We start from the raw sequence: 19887 nt of genomic DNA on the forward strand, positions 1-19887 counted from the left end.
AATGTAAAGAGACAGCCGTTTTATTTTTATAAAAAAAATAAATCCCAATCTATTTCTAAATTGGGATTTTAAAGTCGTATAGGAAAAGGTCTTACATCGAAAGATTGAATGAAGAGCCGTTTTCGTGTGTATAAGTGTAAAGCGCGTCACAGTCGTTATTTCCGTAATCTACCACGCCGTTTAAAATGCCACCTTGAACTTTTAGTTGTCCTTTAGAGATAAATAGGCAAGAATATTTTTTAATCAATGGTTCTTTTACAGTCAAAGTAAGCGTTTCTCCATTTGAAGCCGTTACCGTATGAGTTCCTTCTGTAATTTCATATACATTATCAGATAAGACAAGTGGTGTATCTACACCAGCTGTTTGTTTAGTAGTATAAATTCCTGAATTGGTATAAACGCCTCCTTGCAAATCTGTCAACTTGCCGTTAGTCACTTTTCTAGTCCATTGCGGTACAGTTGCAACAGTTGTAGTATTGGTGTATTCAATAGTTCCTTCAAGTTTGATGCCTTTTATAGAATAGTCAATTCTTTCAATTGTCATTTTGCTTCCAGTTGTAGTGATTGGTCCAGAAAGCGTAACTTTTAGTTTTCCTTTGCGTGTAAGATTGTTATTATCTGTACAGCCCACTGTTCCGAAATCTGCTAGAAAAACTTTTGGATATTCAGTTTCATTTGGGGATGAAATGGTAATCGATGCGCAAATTCCAGTAGGCGTCTCAGCAGTTTTTCCTGTTGTTGAGGTGCTTGTGCTGATTAAAAGACCTGTGTTAAGATCCATTTCGTTTGAAGTGTCTACAGCCACTGAAGCTCCAATGTTTGTAAGGCTTGTTGAAGTGGTTTCTTCGTGATTATCGTTTGAACAAGAAACGTATAAAAGTGCTGTAGCACAAATAGCTGTTAATAAAATAGCAGTTTTTTTCATAATGGTTTTGTTTTTGGATGAGATTAATAAGGCGTTCAAATGTAACAAAAAAATAAATTACAATTAAAAAATCCTGTAATGGTTATTTACAGGATTGTATAACGTCTTTTTGAAGAAAAAATTATGTTTAGTATTATTAGAAATAATTTTAAACGGACTTGTAGTAATTGCTTTTGGCTTTTCTGATTTTTTTGTATTCTTCCCAATTAAAGCGGTTTAGAAAAACGGCCGCATTTTGAGCTCCTCTTATAAAAAGGTCGATTTTTGCATCGTCAGTCAGATTGAAGTTTAGCCAATTGTGGCTTCCAGTGTCAATGTATCCGATTAAGTTTTTAAAATCTGGATTTTTTTGCAGGAACTCATAATCATATCCATAGCGTGCAGTGTCAAACATTGAACTTATTAGGTTGGAAAATTTTTCATTTTTATTGATTTCGTTTTTGTCGTAGCCCAATTTAATTCCAAAAGTTGGAGAAGCGGGCACATTCATATTTTCGTGAAAAATGTCAATTGGGAAATTTGAAATAATACCGCCATCCATAAACATAACTTCAGATGGTACTGATGTTCTTAGGCAAGTTGCATCGTTCCACTTGTTCCAAGCGTCAATTCCACTTGGAATGTTTGTAATTTTAAAAGGAGTGAAAAATAAAGGAATAGACATAGAAGCTCGGACGAAATCGGCTGGATTCTGAACATCTGGATTCGAATAAAACAAATCAATCATTTTAGGGAAAATGATTTTGCTTTCGGTGGTAATATCAGCAGTTATTATTGCCATTTGGCTCCAATGATCCACTCGGGTATATTCTATTTTATCTCCGTGATTTGGCAGATTAATTCGATATAACTTGTTTTTGTCAGAAACGCCTTTTTCTCTTAAAGCTCTCAAATCAGCATAGTTTTTTATTCCTTTTTGCGAAAGAAGATTCGTCATCCATTGATGAAAATTGTTTCCAGGGTTTAATCCTAAATCATCTTTAAAATTATCCACAACCTGACAGCCTTTCATTATTAATTTCAGATTTCCGGCGTCACTTAGCAAAGCGTCGATAAATTCGCGGGCGTCATGATCGCCATCAACAAAATCATATAAATTTTTGTTGCATAAACATTCCAGGATCCATTCTGATTTTTGAATATCACATGTTCCTGCAGCAGCCATCAGCATGGTATTGATGCTTCCTGCTGAGGTTCCTGCCAGACTTAAAAACCGAATTCCCATTTGCTCCAAAACATATACATAGCCGACCAATGCAATTCCAAGGACGCCTCCGCCTTCTTGTACAAGATCAACATATTGGCAGTTATTATCATCTATAATATCAGAAAATTTTTTGCCTTTAATCTGTTCTTTTAAATCTTTTATAATTGCTAGAACTTCTCCGTTTTCTGTAAACTTTCTCTTGTCCATGATTTCTAGAATTTTAGATTTTTTTATTTAATATTCTGGTAATCAAATATATGCGATGTTTGTTTTTGAGAAAAGGGGAAAATGACCCTTTTTTAAGAGCGATTTTCGATCAAAAAAAAATCCTGCAAAACTTAATTTGCAGGATTTCAGAAATATTATTTTCAAATGATTATTTAATCATTTCAAAACTTCTCTTAACAAAAGCAGTAAGTGCTTCACCTTTTAGAAGGTTTTGAGATAATTTAGCTAAGTCTAGAGCTTGTTTCACTAAATGTTCTTGGTGTGTTTTGTCTTCAGTATTTAAAATACTTGAAGCTAAGTCAGAATTTGTGTTTACAACCAAATTGTACATTTCTGGCATATTACCCATTCCGAACATTCCGCCGCCAGTTTGGCTCATTTCTTTCATTCTTCGCATAAATTCAGGCTGCGTGATGATAAACGGAGCAGCTTGAGAATCCATAGCTTCTAGCTGAACGCTGTATGCTTTAGGAATGTATGCTTCTAAAGAAGTTTTTAAAGCTGCTTTTTCGTCATCAGATAATTTAGAAATAGCATTTTCTTCTTTTTTGATCAAGTTATCGATGTGGTCAGAGTCGACACGAACAAAAGTCAAGTCTTTATTGTCGTTTTCGATTTTCTGAATTAAGTGTGAGATAATCGGAGAATCTAAAAGCAATACTTCGTAACCTTTATCTTTTGCTGCCTGGATGTAAGAATGCTGTGCATCTTTGTTTCCTGCATAAAGAATAACTAGTTTACCATCCTTGTCGGTTTGGTTTTCTTTTAGTTTTTCCTTTAGTTCATCCAAAGTGAAGTAAGTGTCGTCTACCGTTGGGTACAGAACAAATGCACCTGCTTTTTCGTAGAACTTCTCTTCAGAAAGCATTCCGTATTCTAAAACGATTTTAATGTCATTCCATTTTTGCTCGAAATCAGCACGGTTTTCGTTGAATAAAGCTTTTAATTTATCAGCTACTTTACGAGTAATGTAGTTAGAAATTTTCTTAACCGCTCCATCTGCCTGTAAACCAGAACGAGAAACGTTTAACGGAATATCTGGAGAATCGATTACACCTTTTAACATCGTCAAGAATTCAGGAACAATTCCTTCTACGTTGTCAGTAACGTAAACTTGATTTTGGTACAACTGAATTTTATCTTTCTGGATCTGCATATCTGTACCCAATTTAGGGAAATACAAAATACCAGTTAAGTTAAACGGATAATCTACATTTAAGTGAATGTTGAATAACGGCTCTTCAAACTGCATTGGATACAATTCTCTGTAGAAGTTTTTGTAATCTTCATCAGATAATTCAGAAGGCTGTTTTGTCCAAGCTGGATTAGGGTTGTTAATGATGTTGTCAGTTTCAACAGTTTCATTAACGTAATCTTCTGGAGCATCTTCTGGTTTTGGAAGCGTTTCAGTTCTTGTTCCGAATTTAATCGGAATAGGCATGAATTTGTTGTATTTGTTTAATAAACCGCTGATTTTAGAATCGTCTAAGAACTCAAGAGAATCTTCTGCAATGTGAAGAATGATTTCAGTTCCGCGTGAAGTTTTGTCAGCAGGCCCTAAAGTAAACTCAGGACTTCCGTCACATGTCCAGTGTGCAGCTGGCTCATCTTTGTACGATTTTGTAATGATTTCAACTTTTTCAGCTACCATAAACGCTGAATAGAAACCAAGACCAAAATGTCCAATAATTCCAGAATCTTTAGCAGAATCTTTGTATTTGTCCAAAAATTCCTCAGCACCAGAAAACGCTACTTGATTAATGTATTTTTCAACTTCATCAGCAGTCATACCTAAACCTTGATCTATAATGTGGATTTTTTTACCTTCTTTGTCCACTTTTACTTCGATAATCGGGTTTCCGTATTCAACTTTAGCTTCGCCAATGCTGATAAGGTGTTTTAATTTTAAAGTAGCATCAGTACCATTAGAAACAAGCTCACGCAAGAAAATTTCATGGTCGCTGTACAAGAACTTTTTAATTAAAGGAAAAATGTTTTCTACTGAAACATTAATTTTACCTGTTGCCATATTTTTTATTTTTTGATTTAATTTGATGATTTTCATTTATTCAAATAGAATACCAATTGTTTTTTGGGTGACAAAATGTCGGAAATGTTAATTTTGAAAGAAAATAAATAGATTCTAAAACGAAAATTATCTCAACGAATCGTATATTTGTGGTACAATAATTGTTAAAAAGGCAAGTTATTAATCTAAAAAAATTGTACAAAATGAAGAAGAGTATTTTTATATGTATGATTGCCGCTTTGTTTTTTGCGTGTAAATCATCTTCGTCGACAACAGCTTCGTCCTCTGAGGCTACTACACTTTCAACAAAACTAGACAGACCGACTCAAGTAGCGTTAAAAGGAAATTGGGTGCTTACCAATGTGTCTTATCCTGGTTCAGATTATATCAAAGTAACTTCTTTTGATTTGGCTGATTCTAAGTGTTTTATCGGAAGTTCTTGGAGTTTTATTTCTAACAACAATAAAGGCACAATGGCTTTAAATTCTCCTAGTTGTACAGCTTTTAATTCGCCAATTGTTTGGAGTATCAACAATCAAGGGCTTTTTGTTCTTAAAATTGTAAATCCAGGAACAAAATCTAAAAACGTTAAAGAAGGATATCTGCTAAAAGTAGCTGGTGTGACTGATAACTCTTTTCAGTTAATCGATAACATTAATGTTGGAGGTCAAGTAAAAGACGTGACTTACCAATTTCAAAGAGCTAATTAATATTTTAAAGTATAAAAAATGAGAAAGATAACGGTTTTAGGATTAAGTAGTTTACTAGTATTAGCTAGCTTTTTTACAAGCTGCGATTCAGTAAAAAATGCAAATAATACACAAAAAGGAGCTGGAATTGGTGCTGTAGCAGGTGGTGTTATTGGTGGTATTTTAGGAAATAATTTAGGTAAAGGCGGAAACGCTGCTTTAGGAGCTGCAATTGGAGCTGCGGTAGGTGGTGGAACTGGAGCTTTGATTGGAAACAAAATGGATAAACAAGCTCGTGAGATTGATCAAGCTTTGCCAGGTGCAGATGTTGAAAGAGTTGGTGAAGGAATTCACTTGACTTTAAATGAAAATGCTGTTCGTTTTGATACAAACAAATCTACTTTGACAGCTCAAGCAAAAGCAAACTTAGACAAATTAGTTCCTGTATTTACAGATTACGGAGATACCAATATTGAAATTTTCGGATATACTGATAATACTGGAAAACCAGAATATAACTTAACGCTTTCTGGCCAGAGAGCAGCTTCTGTTCAAGCTTATTTAGTTTCTAAAGGATTAAAAGCAAGCCGTTTCAAAACTTCAGGTTTAGGAATTGCAGACCCTATAGCAACTAATGATACGCCAGAAGGAAGATCTCAAAACCGTCGTGTTGAATTTGCCATTACAGCAAACGACAAAATGGTAAACGATGCTAAAGCAGAAGCTGGAAAATAGTTTCTAATAAAATAAATTATCAGAAAAGCTGTTTCAAATAATTGAAGCAGCTTTTTTTTGACTTTAGAAATTAAACATTGTAAATTTGACGTCTCATATTACAACTCATGCTCGACATACAAAATATATCTTTTTCGTACACCGAAAGTCCCGTTATAAAAAACATCTCTTTTTCTATTGAAAAAGGCCAGAACATTGCCATTATTGGTGAGAGTGGCTGCGGAAAAAGTACGCTGCTCAAGCTTATATATGGACTTTATGATCTAGACGAGGGAAAGATTTTTTATGGGGATAAACCAGTTTTGGGACCAAAGTTTAATTTGATTCCAGGAATGCCTTACATGAAATATCTGGCTCAGGATTTTGATTTGTCTCCATACGAGACTGTTGCAGAAAACGTCGGTAAGTTTCTATCAAATGGTTTTGCAAACATGAAAAAACTTCGTGTTCAAGAATTATTGGAAATGGTAGAAATGGAGCAGTTTTCAAATGTGAAAACAAAATTCTTGAGTGGAGGACAGCAGCAAAGAGTGGCTTTGGTAAGAGTTTTGGCTTTAGAACCAGAAGTGATTTTACTGGATGAACCATTCAGTCAGATTGATGCTTTTAGAAAAAATGCTTTACGCCGTAACTTGTTCCGTTATTTAAAGCAAAAAGGAATTACCTGCATTATTGCAACGCATGACAGTACCGATGCTTTGTCTTTTGCAGATCAGGCCATAGTGATGCGAAACGGAGAAGTGCTAGTTAAGGATGATCCCGCAAAAATATATGAAGACCCTAAAATTAAATATGTTGCTTCTTTGTTTGGTGAAGTGAATGAAATTCCGACTCATTTATTATTGTCATATGAAGACGAAACTCATAAAACATTAGTTTATCCACACCAATTTAAAATGGTTTCAGAGTCAAAACTGATGGTGAAAATTAGGAGAACTTATTTTAGAGGAAGCCATTATTTGATTGAAACGGTTTATAAGAGGCAATTGATTTTCTTTGAAAGCGAAATAGATTTACCGCTCGAACAAGAAGTGTTTTTAGCTTTAAATTATTTATAACTTGGGAATGTCTCAATTAGAAAATTAGATAATTTCTAATTGTTAAAATAATAAACCCGACAGGTTTCCGAAACCTGTCGGGTTTACTTTTGGAATTAAATTAGGAATTTAGTTTTTCAGATACTTTTCTAAAAACTGATCTTGCTCCCAAAGCAAATGAAGAATATTTTCTTTAGCAACATAGCCATGAGATTCTTTTGGAAGAATAACCATTCTTGCAGGCGCTCCTAAACCTTTTAATGCTTGAAAATAACGTTCCGTCTGCAAAGTAAAAGTTCCAGGGTTATTATCAGCTTCTCCGTGCACCAATAAAATTGGAGTCTTCATTTTTTCTGCATTCATAAATGGAGACATTGCATTGTAAACTTCTGGGGCCTCCCAGTAGTTTCTTTGCTCAGATTGGAATCCGAATGGGGTTAAAGTTCTATTGTAAGCCCCACTTCTCGCAATTCCGCAGGCAAAAAGATTGGAATGCGTCAATAAATTTGCTGTCATAAATGCTCCGTAAGAGTGTCCGCCAACAGCTACTTTTTTGCGATTAATATAACCCAAAGCGTCAACCGCGTCAATAGCCGCCGCTGCATTATCTACCAATTGCGAAATAAAGTTGTCGTTTGGTTCTGTTGTTCCTTCGCCAATAATTGGGAAAGCGGCATCGTCTAAAACAACATATCCTTTTGTAACCCAGTATACAAACGATCCATAATAAGGGAATGTGAATTCGTTAGAATTTTGAGTCGATTGCGAAGCGCTATTTCGATCTTTATATTCTGCAGGATAAGCCCAAATCAGTAGCGGCAATTTTTCTTTTTTAGCTTTATCGTAACCAGCAGGAAGATATAAGGTTCCTGAAAGTTCCAAACCGTCTTTACGTTTGTACTTAATTACTTCTTTGCTAACATTTTTAATGCTTTCAAACGGATTTTTGAAATCAGTAACTTGTGTTAAGCTGTTTTGTTTTTTAATATTTCTGAAATAATAATTAGGATATTCTGTCTTTGACTGAATTTGAACTAATATTTTTCCAGATTTAAAATCTTCAATTTCTAAAATATCTTCTTTTTTGTCTTTGTATGGAGAAGTATAAATACGTTTTGATTTTAAAGTTTCCAGATTGAATTCGTCCACAAAAGGGAATTGTCCGTCTTTAGTATAACCTTCACCAATTCTGTACAGATTATTTTTTTCGATAGCTAAAACATATTTATTGTAGGCATTTTTTCTTGTTTCTAAAACTCCTGGATCTGAATAAACATCTTGAGAATTTCTATCAGTAATCAATTTTGGCTGCTGACTTGGATTTGATGGATTTATCAAAAATGTTTTGGTGTTTCTCGTGTCGTACCATTCTTCTGAAAGAACGGCTAGATTATCATCTCCCCAAATAATGTCGCTAAAACGCTGCGGTGTTTTTGCTAATGAATAAGCTTCTTTGTCGAAAGGTGCATCCCAAAGAAAAACTTCATCTCTAAAATCAACTTTATTTGCTGGATCACCTTCATCTAGAGCCACAACATAAGATAAAGTTGCAGGTTTGTCGTTTCTCCAAGCCATTTCTCTTTTTCCTTTTCGGACAGCCATAAAACCTTTAGGCATAATTTCATTTAAAGGAACCTCATTTACCGTTTTAATTTCTCTTCCGCTTAAATCATAAACAATGGTTTTGGATGGAAATCTATTTAATGGAACTACATAAGAAAATGGTTTTTGAATGGTTGTCAGCATGATGTAATTGCCATCTGGCGAGATTCTTTCTCCGGCAAACATAGCCGCTTCTTTATATAAAACAGCGTCGCCATTTAGTTTTATTTTATATAATTCAGAAGTGATGCAGTTTTCAAAATTAGCTTCGTCATTTTTGTTTTTCAACATATCAGGATAGGTTCTGTTTTGTGATTTTTCTCCTGAAGTGTTAGAAATAATCGGACCTGTTGGGAGATCTTTTTTAGAATCCAAAAGTGGCTGTCTATTTTTAGGAAGCATTTTTACTAATATAGTTTCACTATCCAAAAACCAGCTAAACGGATTTCCAAGATTTGCATTTACTCTAGCCTCTGTAAGTTTTGTAGCTTGTGCTGTTGCCACATCCAAAACCCAAAGTTCAACCCCAGAATTTGTAGTATGGGAGAATAGGATTTTTTTGTCGTTTGGCGACCAAAGAATGTTTGTTATTTTTGGATTTTCAGGCAGGCCTTTTACCTGAATTTCTTCCTTACCGCTTATTTTTCTTAGTTTTAAGTTGTTTAGATAAGTTACAGTACTTGAGATATTAGTAACGGGATTAATTCTTAAGCCTGCTAAACGAACTTCATCTTGATTGAGGTCGTCTAGTGTTTTATAGGTACTGCGATACATTAAAAGCATGTTTTCTTTTTTGGTATCCATAGATACAGAAGGCGCTCTTTGGTAATCTGCCAAATCTAAAATAGATTTAGAAGGTTTTTGATAAGTTAGATTCTCTTGAGCAAAAGAGAAAAAACTTATATTTAGAAATAAAAACAGCGTAATCTTTAATTTCATAGTTTAAATTTTAGGAGTTTGTAATAGTATTCAAAATGTTTGTCTAAAATACTTTTATGTTGTTACATCTAATGCGTGATTTTTAATTTTTTTCAATGTTTGCGTCTGAATGCTGTCTTTTCAAGAAGTAAATGATTATAAGTGGTTGTATAATTAGAATATATTAAATTGCTAATAACGAAAAAAATAGTATTTTGTATACGTATATTTTAAAGTATGCGTAAATTTGCAATCCAAATTTTTAATAAATAATAATTGATTATGTATCATTCAAAAATAGCTGGTTTAGGATATTATGTTCCTTCCAATGTGGTGACTAACGATGATTTGTCTAAGATAATGGATACCAATGATGAATGGATTCAGGAAAGAACTGGAATTCAAGAAAGAAGACACATCATTCGTGGAGAAGACACCACGACTTCAATGGGAGTAAAAGCAGCTAAAATTGCAATAGAGCGTTCTGGTGTTGCCAAAGAAGATATTGATTTTGTAGTTTTTGCTACATTAAGTCCAGATTATTATTTTCCAGGACCAGGTGTTTTGGTTCAAAGAGATTTAGGTTTAAGAACAGTTGGAGCATTAGATGTTAGAAACCAATGTTCTGGTTTTGTTTATGCACTTTCTGTTGCAGACCAATATATTAAAACCGGAATGTATAAAAATATTTTGGTAATTGGTTCTGAGGTTCATTCTACAGGATTAGACATGACTACTCGCGGACGCGGTGTTTCGGTAATTTTTGGAGATGGAGCAGGAGCGGCAGTTTTGAGCCGTGAAGAAGACTTAACAAAAGGAATTTTATCAACTCATTTACATTCAGAAGGAGAACATGCTGAAGAGTTAGCTTTGCAAGCGCCAGGAATGGGTGCGCGTTGGGTAACAGATATTATTGCAGACAATGATCCAAATGACGAAAGTTATTATCCATATATGAATGGACAGTTTGTGTTCAAAAATGCAGTAGTTCGTTTTGCAGAAGTAATCAATGAAGGATTAGAAGCAAATGGGCTGCAAGTTTCAGACATTGATATGCTGATTCCACATCAAGCAAATTTGAGAATTTCACAATTCATTCAAAACAAATTTAAATTAACAGACGACCAAGTTCACAACAACATTCAGAAATACGGAAATACAACAGCAGCGTCTATTCCGATTGCTCTGACAGAAGCTTGGGAACAAGGAAAGATCAAATCTGGAGATACTGTAGTTTTAGCAGCTTTCGGAAGTGGATTTACTTGGGCTAGTGCTATTATTAAATGGTAAAATAATCATCTTACATTTATATTTTTTAAAACCTGCTTCTTATTGGGAGCAGGTTTTTTTATAAATTGCGTACTCAAACCTAACAGGTTTTAAAAACCTGTTAGGTTTCATTTGGAGAAAAACTATTTAAATCAAAATGAAAAAAAATCAACTGGAAATAGCTTGTTTTAATTATGAATCGGCATTAATTGCTCAAGCAAATGGCGCGGACAGAATTGAGCTATGTGAAAACATGAAACTGGGAGGAACCACTCCAAATTCTATTTTGGTAGTGAAAGTGCGTGAAAGTTTGAATATAAAAATGCATGTCATTATAAGACCTCGCGGAGGAGATTTCGTTTATTCGGATGAAGAGCTTACCGAAATGAAGCAAGATATTAAGCACTATAAAAAGCTGGGGGTTGACGGTTTTGTTTTTGGAATCTTAAAAGAAAACGGAAAAATAAATAAAAAGCAAAATAAAGAATTAGTGCATTTGGCGCACCCATTATCTTGTACTTTTCACCGTGCTTTTGATGTGGTAAAAAATCCCGAAAAATCGCTTGAATCTATCATTGACTGTGGTTTCAAAACAATTTTAACTTCTGGGCAAGGTGTAAATGTCGAAGAAGGCATTCAGGCTTTGGCTAGACTTCAGGAATTGGCAGGAGATAGAATAGAAATTATGCCTGGTGGCGGCTTGCGATCTTCAAATATAAAATTACTCCAAGAAAAATTAGATTTAACTTTTTATCATTCTTCTGCGATCACAGATAATTCTGAAATTGCCAATCCCGAAGAAATAAAAGAATTACGCAATTTTTTATAGATTAAAATTTGTTGGGTGATATTACCAAGCTACTTAATTTACTCTGTGTAAATCTGCTTTAATCTTTTTAAATCTGCGTGAAAAATTATTTTCAAAAGTATTTTTAGCAGAATTAAAAAACAAAAAAAGTCTGGAGTTGGCAAGCTCCAGACTTTTTTTCTACAAGAAATTATTCAAAAATTATTTAAAAAATCTTCTCAGACAAGGTTAGAACATTCCGCCCCCGCCTTTGTTAGTATTGTCATCTCTTTGTTTACGCTGTAAATTTTTGATTTTTCCACCACCAAAGTTGTAAGTCAGACCAAAGTAAACCGTTTGGCTTTCCCATTTAAACTGACCAGCTTGTGGATATGGATTCTCAGTATCGAAAGCATATTTCATTGTATTGAAAACGTCATTGAAACGAACACTTAAATTCATTTTGTTGTCTAACAATGTGTAGCGCGTACCAATATCCATTTTGTACATTTCGTGGCTATTGTTTTGAAGTCCGTCTGTAGCGCCTCTGTAGAATCCGAAAGCTAAGAAGCTTAAACGTTTGTTTACTTTAAAGTTAGAGTTCATACGTCCATTAAATGCAGAAACAGTAACTGTTTTGTTTTTAGGCCCAATTTCATTTTTTTCTGGAATAAAACCATATATAACTCCTGATTGATCAATACTAGAAAAATCAATCGATGGCTGAATATCCCACCATTTTGTGATTTTATAATTGAATGACATTTCAAATCCGTAAGCTGTATTATGATCAAAATTTGTAAAACTCATGATCTGTTTTTGCCCGCTTGTATCCGTAGGGTCTGGATATAAAATTCTACTAATTTGATCATTAATGCTTCTCACAAAAACACCCACTGTAAAACTTCCTTTTTCAAGGGTTTTAGTATAATTTAACTCGACAGAATTGGTAAACTGAGGTCTTAAATCAGGATTTCCTATTGAAGTCACCAATGGAGTAGCAAATTCACGAATAGGTTTTGTCTGCTCTAAACTCGGACGGTCAACACGACGGCTGTAGCTTAACTGTAAAGTATTTTTCTCAGTGATATTGTATGTTAAATAAGCTGATGGATACAAAGTAATGTAATCGTCATCAAATTTATCTTTACCATAATTTAAGTTGGCTTGAACTTTATAGCTTTCAAAACGTGCACCTACTTGATAGCTTAGTTTTTTGAATTTTTGCCCAAATGTTACATAAGCAGAATAAATATCTGTGTCATAAGTATAGTGAGACATTTGATCTGCAACAGGTAGCAAAGGATTTCCGGTAATATAATCGTTTTCTGTTCTTGTAATTCTTGCTTCAGCACCAGCTTCAAGCGTTGTTTTTTCGTTTAACGGATTAACATAATCTACGTTTATCGTGCTTAATTTTCTGGTTCCTTTTAAATAATCTTCATAGAAGACATTCCCTGCAGTATTGTCTGTTTTTGTCGTTTCAGTATCAAAAGAAGCATTTTGAGTTTCTTTATTGTCACTGTAGTTGGCTTCAAAATCTAAAGTGTGACCTTCTTTTTTGAAAATGTGTTTGTATGCTAAATTGTATGTCCCAACCTGATCTGGCCCCCAATATCTTGATTTTTGAAAGATATTCGAAATATCAGAACCGGTTACATTATTGTAATCAATATCAGTATCTACATAACCTTTTCCTGTAGATTTATTCTGATTAGTATAGATAGATAAAGTATTGTGATCATCGATTAAATAATCCATTCCGATTTTGTATAAGTATGAATCATTATCATTCAAAACATCTATTTTTTGGGTAATATCTTCATCAAATCTTTGAATGAAACCTTTATTATGGTATTTTCCAAAGTTTTGTCCCACGTTTCCGAAGAAGTTTACTTTTCCAGTTTTATAGTTTAAATCTAAAGACTGATTGTATTTTGCCGTTTCACCAAAAGTAATACCGCCACTGTAGCTTCCGTTAAAACCAGTGTTTGCATTTTTATGCAAAATAATATTAATAATTCCAGACATTCCTTCTGGATTATACTTGGCGCTTGGGTTAGTGATTAATTCAATTTTCTTGATAGAAGTTGAAGGAATTTGTTTCAATAATTGAGCAGGATCAATATTTGTTGGACGTCCGTCAATTAATACACGAACATTATCATTTCCGCGAAGCGAAAGTTTTCCATCCTGATCTACATTCACAGAAGGAATATTATTCATAATATCTGATGCGGAAGCTCCAGCGGTAGTTAGATCTTTACCAACATTCACCACTTTTCTATCGATTTTTTGTTCAATAGTCGAACGTTCAGCAACGATATTTACACCTTTAAGTTGTGTTGCTTCTTCTTCAAGAGCAACATTTACAGTTGCCGTTTTTTTGTTTTCGCTCAAAAGCACAGAACCGATATATTTTCTAAATCCTATATATTGAATTTCGATCGTATAACTTTTTAAAGCAATATTTTTAAATGAAAAGTCCCCGTTATCGTCTGTGTTTACGCCAGAAACTATTTTTCCATTTTCTTTTAGTGAAACTGTTGCATAAGAAATGGGTGCGTTGTTTGACTTTTCTGTAATTTTTCCAGAAACACTTCCAGTATTCTGGGCCTGTGCAGTTGCGATTATTCCTAATAACGCAAACAGAAAGAATTTTAATTTCATGATTTTTTTACTGATTATTTTTTGATTTGATTGATGATGATTTCGTTTTGTTAGTTTTTCTTTTTTTTGTTTTTTCCTGACTTCAAAAAATTAAAGTCTCTATTAAGACTCTTTTACGGTTGATATGTTACAAGAAATTCTAGAAAAAAATATATTTTTTTTCTCATTGGCTGTTTTGTAAGAGATTAGGGTTTTGGTTTTTTGATAATTTTAACAATTAAAAAATGCTCTTTTTTGTCAAATTGAAACTCTTTTCTTTAATTTAATATGTTTTTGATTTTCTCTAATTGATGAATAAGCAGTATCTTTGCTCACTTTAAAATAAGTTTACATGTCATTACAACAAATTCTTACACCTTCTATACAAAAAGCAATACAAGCATTATTTGATGTTACTGTTGATAAAATCGAGTTTCAAACTACCAGAAAAGAGTTTGAAGGAGATATTACAATGGTAATTTTCCCTTTGCTAAAAGTGATTAAAAGCAATCCGGCTGAATTGGGAAATAAAATTGGAAATTATTTAGTTGAAAATGTTTCTGAAGTTGCCCGTTTTAATGTAGTTTCTGGTTTTTTGAATATTGTGATTTCAGACAGTTATTATGTGAATTTCTTTAACGGAATAAAAGACCAAAAACAATTCGGATTTGTGGCTCCAAATCCAGATGAAAAAGCAGTTATGGTAGAATATTCTTCTCCAAACACTAACAAACCTTTGCACTTAGGACACGTTCGTAACAATTTGTTAGGATATTCTGTTGCAGAGATTTTAAAAGCCTCAGGTAAAAAAGTATACAAAACGCAAATTATCAACGATAGAGGAATCCATATCTGTAAATCGATGTTGGCTTGGGAGAAATTCGGAAACGGAGAAACTCCTGAGACTTCTGGTTTAAAAGGAGATAAATTGGTTGGTAAATATTATGTAGAGTTTGATAAAGCATACAAAAACGAAATTAACGGTTTGGTAGAAGCTGGTAAAACTGAAGAAGAAGCCAAAAAACAAGCTCCAATTATTATCGAAGCGCAAGATATGCTTAAGAAATGGGAAGCTGGCGACGAAAAAGTGATTGCACTTTGGAAAAAAATGAACGAATGGGTTTATGATGGTTTTGCTACAACTTATACGAATCTAGGAGTTGATTTTGATAGATATTACTACGAAAGCAATACTTATCTATTAGGGAAAGATGTTGTTCAGGTAGGTTTAGATAAAGGAGTTTTTGAAAAAGATCCAGATGGCTCTGTTTGGATTGATTTGACAGACGAAGGACTTGACCGTAAAATTGTTTTGCGTTCTGACGGAACAGCGGTTTACATGACGCAAGATATCGGAACAGCAATTCAGCGTGTAAAAGATATGCCAGATGTTGGAGGAATGGTTTACACTGTTGGAAATGAGCAGGATTATCACTTTAAAGTGTTATTCTTAATTCTTAAAAAATTAGGATTTGACTGGGCTTCCAGTTTATATCACTTATCATACGGAATGGTAGATTTGCCTTCTGGAAAAATGAAAAGCCGTGAAGGAACTGTTGTAGATGCTGATGATTTGATGCAAGATATGACCGATACAGCAAAACAGATTTCAGAAGATTTAGGAAAACTAGACAGCTATTCTGATGAGGAAAAAGCTAAACTATATAAAACAATTGGTTTAGGAGCTTTGAAATATTACATTTTAAAAGTAGACCCTAAAAAACGTATTTTGTTCAACCCAGAAGAATCTGTAGATTTTGCTGGAAATACAGGTCCATTTATCCAATACACATACGCGAGAATTCAGTCCATAATCCGTAAAGCCGATTTTGATTTTTCTAATAAAATTGAAATTGAAGAATTGCACGAGAAGGAAAAAGAATTGGTAAAACAAATCGAGCTTTTCCCAGAAGTAATTCAGAATGCGGCTCAAAATCATAGTCCGGCATTAATTGCGAATTATACTTACGATTTAGTAAAAGAATACAATTCTTTTTATCAATCAGTGCATATATTAGGAGAAGTAGATTTAACGAAAAAAATATTCAGAGTACAGCTGTCTCAAAAAGTAGCCGAAGTAATTAAATCGGCATTTCATTTGCTAGGAATTGAAGTTCCAGAGAGAATGTAAAAAAAATATAGACCTAGTTAAGGAAGAAAAGCCGGTAGTTTTAAACTATTGGCTTTTTTTATTGCTTTTTTGGCTTTACCGGCATTTCTGTAGTTTCATTCTTAGATAATTTTGCACTGGCTTTGTAAGTGTTACAATGCAAGTGATAAATTCCAAGTCAATTTATATTCTTCAAATATTCATTTTTAGCTATTTTGAATTAGTACGCTTTTAGTTGAGATGAAAAGAATGAAAAAACCATCTATATACTGGATGGTTTTTATTCTTAATTAAAGTTCAGTAATTAATTTCCTCCTCCAAAAGCTATCATAAAAAACTTTTTTAATATCGCATAAGCTATTTAGTACGTAATTTGTAGTATTAATATTTCAAATTATAATGTTAAAAGTAAATAGATTCTTGTTAAAATTATTTTAATTTTTTAAGTTCGCCCTCTCTAATTAAAAAAACAAAATAATGAAACAAAAATTAAAAGGACTTATGATGCTTTTTTTCATTCTGATTCTGCAGTCAAGCATTGCTCAGGAGAAAAAAATTACAGGAGTGGTTTCGGACAATGCGGGAATACCTTTGCCTGGTGTTAGTGTCTTAGTTAAGGGTACAAAATTGGGAACTCAAACTGATTTTGATGGAAAGTATATGATTAAGGCATCATCAAATCAAGTGTTAGTGTTTAGTTACATTGGAATGAAAACTAGTGAAATTACGGCAAATTCATCAGTTATAAATGTAAAAATGTTAGATGCAGGAGCGCAAGAATTAGAAAGTGTTGTTGTCACTACTGCCATGGGGATTAAAAAACAAAAAAGATCTCTTGGTTATGCTACTTCTAGTGTAAGTGCCAAAGATTTGACTGATGTTACCAATGTTAATGTATTTGAATCCCTTTCTGGAAAAGTAGCGGGTGCAGATATAACAACACCTGCACAAGCAGGAGCCTCCTCTAAGGTTGTTATTCGAGGTTTTAATTCATTATCCAATAGCAGTCCGCTATATGTTGTTGATGGAACACCTATCAATAATAGTAGTAATGGTGGCGGTACAACAGCCGATGGGAAATCAATTAATAGCACTAGAAGTTTTGATGCTGGAAATGGTATTAGTGATTTAGATCCAAATAATATTGAGAGTATGTCAATACTAAAAGGCGCGGCAGCATCTGCTTTGTATGGATCAAGAGCTGCAAATGGAGTAGTTTTAATTACTACAAAATCAGCAAAGAACAAATCAAAAATCAGTATCGATTTTTTAACTTCAACAGACTTTAATCAAGTGGCAAGAGTGCCACATTTACAAAATGAATTTGGACAAGGATGGAGTGGGCTTTCTTATTCAACTTGGTCTGGAGTTGCAAATGCCAATAATACTGCAAGTAATGAAAATGGTTCATGGGGAGCAAAATATAATGGAGAAGTAAGACCTTGGGGCGCTATAATTAATGGTGTTCAGCAAGCTAAACCGTATGTTGCTTTACCTAGTAACATTAAAGATTTTTACACAACGGGTACAACATTTACAAATAGTATGCGTATAAGTGGAGGCGGCGAAAATTCTAATTTCTCTTTGAATGCTTCTACAGTTAATTCAGACGGTATTTTTCCAACAACAGCAGATGCTTATAAAAGAAATACTTTAGGAATTAATGCTGGAATTTCGACAGGCAAATTTACTGTAAGAACGAGTGTTAACTATATAAACAAGAATCAAAATGTAGTTAATACTGGTCAAGGTGGTACTGAAGGAGGTACAGTTGCACAAGCATTGGCGCAAACTCCTAGAGATATTGATGTTGTTGGATTAAAAGATTATAAAAATAATCCATACAATACGCCAAGTAATCTTTACTCTCCATATGTAGATAATCCATATTGGGATTTGCAAGAGAATTCAACAAACATTAAAGGAAATCGATTTTTCGGAAATGTAAATTTGAGTTATAAAATTACTGATAAATTAACGGCAACGTACCAAATAGGAGGAGATTACAGAAATGAAAAAATCAAATCATATGGTGCAATAATGGATTATTTTCCAGGATCTGCAAATGCTGATGCTTCAAAAGCACCTGTAGTGGGTGGTGTTACAGAAAAAACAGCAGAAAATATTGAAACAGATACCAATTTCAATTTGACGTATGTTACTCCAGTTGGCAAAGATTTTTCTTTTAATGGAATGATTGGATTTAATACTAACCAAAGAAGCGGGTCTTCATTAAAAGCAAATGTTACAAATTTAGATGTTCCAAACTTCTACGAATTATCAAATTCAATATTGTCACCTATTGTTGTTCAAGATGATTATTTAAGAAGAAGTTATGGTGTGTTTGCTTCTGTTGAAGCTTCATATAAAGAAAAAATTTATCTTACGGTAACAGGTCGAAACGACTGGACATCGACACTTCCGCAAGGCAAAAATTCCTATTTCTATCCTTCGTTAAGCTTAAGTGGAGTTGTCTTAGACAATACCCAGCACTTTGTTAAATTAAGAGGTAGTATTGCTTCAATCGGAAATGATACGGGGTATTATCAAACAAAAAGTTCTATGATTCCTGCTAATGCTGCATTAGGATTTGGAAATATTCTTCTTCCAATCGGTGGCGTAAACGGATATGAGTTAAGCGGAAATTTAGGTAATCCAAATTTAAAACCAGAAAGAACCACCGAATATGAATTAGGTTTTGAAAGCAATTTTTTTAACAAAAGGGTTAATCTAGATTTCTCAGTGTACCATAAAAAAACTACTGACTTATTATTTTCTAGACCATTAGCAGCTTCTACAGGATTTACATCACAGACAGATAATATTTTAGATCTTCAAAATAGAGGTGTTGAAGTGGTTTTAAACGTCGTGCCAGTTAAGGTAAAAAAATTCCAATGGGATTTTACCACTACATTTTCTAAAAACGTATCAAAGGTTCTTGATATAGCTTATGGCTTAGATAAATTGACTTTGGCATCTATGTATGGAGTAAATTTCGTTGCAGAAAAAGGACAGCCTTTAGGTATGTTTACTGCCTTCACCCCTAGGTTAACGCCAGACGGACGACCAATTGTTTCTCCTAGTACAGGTTATTATACTGTTGGAAACGATCAAAGTAATGTTGGTACTTCACAGAGAAAGTTTGTAATGGGATTGCGAAATAACTTTAAATATAAAAACTTCACATTAGGTAGTAGTTTTGATTGGAAACAAGGTGGTAAAATGTATTCTTATACAAAAAGAATTAACGAATTTTCTGGAAATGGTATAGAAACAACCTTCAATGACAGGAATACTTATATTATACCAAACTCTGTAATAGAGGTAAAAGATGCGACAGGAAATATTACTTATGCTGAAAACACAGTACCAATGACCACAAGTAAAGTGACTAGCTTTTGGAATACTTCTTCAAACCCTGGTATAGAAGCTGGACATGTTATCGATAAAACATTCATTCGTTTGAGAGATTTGTTTTTGACATATAACGTTCCGACGACATTCGTGCAAAAATTTAAGATTGCAACTGCGAGTTTAAGCATATATGGGAAAAATCTTTTTATGTGGACACCAAAAGCTAATCCTTATGTGGATCCAGAATTATCAACATATGGAGATGGATTGTTGAGTGAAGCTGGAGAATTTGCAACGAATCCTTCTCAAAGATCTTATGGAGCAAGTTTTAAAGTAACATTCTAAAAA

General features: G+C 33.6%; 12 protein-coding genes. 7 read left to right on the forward strand and 5 right to left on the reverse strand.

Annotation, left to right across the window (positions count from 1 at the left end):
* Positions 1–91: 91 nt before the first annotated feature.
* From BLP44_RS16810 to htpG, 3 genes are all read right to left on the reverse strand, one after another.
* Positions 92–925, reverse strand: coding sequence for a hypothetical protein (locus BLP44_RS16810; RefSeq protein ID WP_091134647.1), 834 nt, complete (start codon positions 923–925; stop codon positions 92–94).
* A 148-nt stretch (positions 926–1073) separates the two neighbouring features.
* Complete coding sequence (locus tag BLP44_RS16815; RefSeq protein ID WP_091134649.1) at positions 1074–2339, reverse strand: patatin-like phospholipase family protein; 1266 nt, start codon at positions 2337–2339, stop codon at positions 1074–1076.
* A 169-nt stretch (positions 2340–2508) separates the two neighbouring features.
* Complete coding sequence (gene htpG, locus BLP44_RS16820; RefSeq protein ID WP_008464488.1) at positions 2509–4389, reverse strand: molecular chaperone HtpG; 1881 nt, start codon at positions 4387–4389, stop codon at positions 2509–2511.
* A gap of 203 nt (positions 4390–4592) precedes the next feature.
* Here htpG and BLP44_RS16825 point away from each other — a divergent pair, with 203 nt between their 5' ends.
* The 3 genes from BLP44_RS16825 (at position 4593) to BLP44_RS16835 (ending at position 6871) form a co-directional block, all read left to right on the forward strand.
* Positions 4593–5099 carry a lipocalin family protein gene (locus tag BLP44_RS16825; protein ID WP_035691207.1) on the forward strand — a complete coding sequence of 169 codons (507 nt, stop codon included), beginning with the start codon at positions 4593–4595 and terminating at the stop codon, positions 5097–5099.
* Positions 5100–5117: 18 nt separating this feature from the next.
* Positions 5118–5813 (forward strand): YiaD family glycine zipper/OmpA-like lipoprotein, encoded by a 696-nt coding sequence (locus BLP44_RS16830; RefSeq protein ID WP_091134651.1) that lies wholly within the window; start codon positions 5118–5120, stop codon positions 5811–5813.
* A gap of 107 nt (positions 5814–5920) precedes the next feature.
* The gene (locus BLP44_RS16835; RefSeq protein WP_008464491.1) at positions 5921–6871 is read left to right on the forward strand and encodes an ABC transporter ATP-binding protein; all 951 of its coding nucleotides are present in this window, start codon (positions 5921–5923) and stop codon (positions 6869–6871) included.
* Between the two features lie 108 nt (positions 6872–6979).
* Here BLP44_RS16835 and BLP44_RS16840 read toward each other — a convergent pair whose 3' ends face one another.
* Positions 6980–9391, reverse strand: coding sequence for an alpha/beta hydrolase family protein (locus BLP44_RS16840; protein WP_091134653.1), 2412 nt, complete (start codon positions 9389–9391; stop codon positions 6980–6982).
* Between the two features lie 261 nt (positions 9392–9652).
* Here BLP44_RS16840 and BLP44_RS16845 point away from each other — a divergent pair, with 261 nt between their 5' ends.
* Together BLP44_RS16845 and BLP44_RS16850 are read left to right on the forward strand one after the other, a co-directional pair.
* Positions 9653–10660, forward strand: coding sequence for a 3-oxoacyl-ACP synthase III family protein (locus tag BLP44_RS16845; protein ID WP_008464493.1), 1008 nt, complete (start codon positions 9653–9655; stop codon positions 10658–10660).
* A gap of 136 nt (positions 10661–10796) precedes the next feature.
* Positions 10797–11468 (forward strand): copper homeostasis protein CutC, encoded by a 672-nt coding sequence (locus BLP44_RS16850; protein ID WP_008464494.1) that lies wholly within the window; start codon positions 10797–10799, stop codon positions 11466–11468.
* 207 nt (positions 11469–11675) lie between these two features.
* Here BLP44_RS16850 and BLP44_RS16855 read toward each other — a convergent pair whose 3' ends face one another.
* The gene (locus tag BLP44_RS16855; protein WP_091134654.1) at positions 11676–14096 is read right to left on the reverse strand and encodes a TonB-dependent receptor; all 2421 of its coding nucleotides are present in this window, start codon (positions 14094–14096) and stop codon (positions 11676–11678) included.
* Positions 14097–14427: 331 nt separating this feature from the next.
* Between BLP44_RS16855 and argS the strand changes: the two genes are divergently transcribed.
* Entirely contained in the window at positions 14428–16206 is a 1779-nt protein-coding gene (argS, locus tag BLP44_RS16860) for an arginine--tRNA ligase (protein WP_091134656.1), read from the forward strand.
* 456 nt (positions 16207–16662) lie between these two features.
* Positions 16663–19884: a SusC/RagA family TonB-linked outer membrane protein gene (locus tag BLP44_RS16865; RefSeq protein ID WP_091134658.1), complete on the forward strand. Its 3222-nt coding sequence runs from the start codon at positions 16663–16665 to the stop codon at positions 19882–19884.
* Positions 19885–19887 lie beyond the last annotated feature (3 nt).

Origin of the sequence: Flavobacterium anhuiense (genome assembly GCF_900101855.1) — a bacterium.
Lineage (GTDB): Bacteria > Bacteroidota > Bacteroidia > Flavobacteriales > Flavobacteriaceae > Flavobacterium > Flavobacterium anhuiense.